Source organism: Streptomyces durbertensis, assembly GCF_014156695.1.
Classification (GTDB): Bacteria; Actinomycetota; Actinomycetes; order Streptomycetales; family Streptomycetaceae; genus Streptomyces; species Streptomyces durbertensis.
On record NZ_WMLF01000695.1, the window covers coordinates 1 to 1,780 of the forward strand.

The 1,780-nt window shown below is 56.9% G+C and carries 1 protein-coding gene; it reads left to right on the forward strand.

What is annotated here, in order from left to right; genetic code table 11:
* Positions 1 to 1,208 precede the first annotated feature (1,208 nt).
* Positions 1,209 to 1,682: a hypothetical protein gene (locus GL263_RS25990; RefSeq protein ID WP_182858183.1), complete on the forward strand. Its 474-nt coding sequence runs from the start codon at positions 1,209 to 1,211 to the stop codon at positions 1,680 to 1,682.
* Positions 1,683 to 1,780: the final 98 nt, after the last annotated feature.

Below are 1,780 nucleotides of genomic sequence, written 5' to 3' on the forward strand. Positions count from 1 at the left end.
GAGATGTGTATAAGAGACAGGCGCACTCACCGACCCCCTCGGCCTATCACCCTGCGAGAATGAGGATGACCCGCAGAGCGCTCCGGGTGGTAAGAACGGCCCTGCCGTAAGCATCAAGCAGCTTCGAATGGCTTTGGGGAGGGCCGGAATGAGCGTTTCGGACTATGACATAGTTTATGTTCCTGAGATTAGGACCGGAAGTGGTGAGCTTGCTTACGGGAATTCTCCCTTCGCCGCTAACGGGGAAGTGAATACCGGACCGAACGGAAGACCTCTGATCCAAATAAGTGCAATTGGCTTGCGTGACATGGATACGGCCGTTGCTACAATTTTCCACGAGATCTATCATCATCGCTTCCTGCGTAGGCTTGGGAGCACTCCTTCGCTCGTGGATAGAGAGAGTCGCCCTGAGGGTAGATACGGCCATATCTGGGGAGGGAATGAAGTCGCTGCCGAGCAGTATGGTCAAGCAATGCTGGAAATGTTCAAGAGGCGCACGAGGTAGGTAAAAATGTGGCAATTCAGCTCTCAACAGGTCGAAGAGATTCTTGCATCCAAAGAACCGGGAGACGTGAGTGAGTGTCGTTGTCCCGCCTGCGAAGAAATCTCCGTCCGGACCTACATCTTCAGATCCGATATCGGTGGAAGGCGTAATATCGTGACGTACTCATGGTGTCATGCCTGTCGCGGTATCAAGGGATGGACCGGGCCAGACATGGGAAATCTGGACTTCAATGACCCTCTTGAGGCCCTGCCCTCTGAGGATAGACAGCGCCTAGTGGGAAGCCTTCCCAAGCTGATCGCAATGCTGGATAAGCTGTGGGGTAATGGTGAGCTCCCACAGCGCATTCGGCGAACCTGACGGATGCGGACTGAATGACTGGCATGGGAGATTAGCACTTCTTTAACGGAAGGGAATTCCATCTGCTCAACTTCCTGAACTGAACTGAAAGGTGTCCGATGGTTACAACATTCCGCTACAGAAAAGCGTAGCGCGCTCTGTGGTCTCGCCGTGAGAGGTGTCCGTTGGTAAGGACGTTCCATTACAGAAAGCACAGCCCGGGCGCGCCAGTTGTTCACGCGGGATGAAAGTTGCGGATCGGATTCCGGCTTCGATTCTTCTGTACTGAGGCATCGTTTCTGTAAACTGATCGGTTCCGGTATGTGGATGGCGAACGGGAGTGTCGGAGTCGCGGGGAGGGGTCTGTATGCATGAGGTGATCTTGGGTTTGCTGCCCGTCGCCTATTACTCGGGAAGTGCAGTTCTGGGGTGCGAGGACATGCTGGCTGGGCACAGGCTTGAGGAGGAGCAGTCCATGGCCCGCTCGGCTGATCTGCGACGTGTTCTGATGCCCTTGCCTGGCGGTCGGCGCATCAGGTTCTTTTTGCATTGGAGCGACGGTACGAATCTGGAAGCTGTCGACCAGAAGGTTATCGATGGGACATACGGCGAGGAGACGTTCTCCGGGGCGGTGGTCGGCACTGATGTGCCGGTCCGCTGCGAGACGTGCGTGACGCGTTTTCGCGCGCTCGTAGTCGAGGGTGGCACTCCGTTGGTTCCCAATCTTGCGGACAGGCTGAACCGGCACAGGTTCGTCCGGAGATGTCCGAACTGCGCCTCGCTGTGGCGAGGGGATGTTCTTCGCGTCATGGAGCAGGTCGGAGGCAGCGCGAGACCCTGAGGCGCGCCAGTATCGACGGCTTCTTCTGGATGACGGCAGGGGTGGGTGCGGTTGGTTGGTTTCGGCGGGCGGTGACGGGATGTGTGCGGGGCGTTGAC

Excerpts from the sequence above, each read along its gene's own strand:
- GL263_RS25990 (WP_182858183.1), top strand. The coding sequence starts at position 1,209 with ATGCATGAGGTGATCTTGGGTTTGCTGCCCGTCGCCTATTACTCGGGA.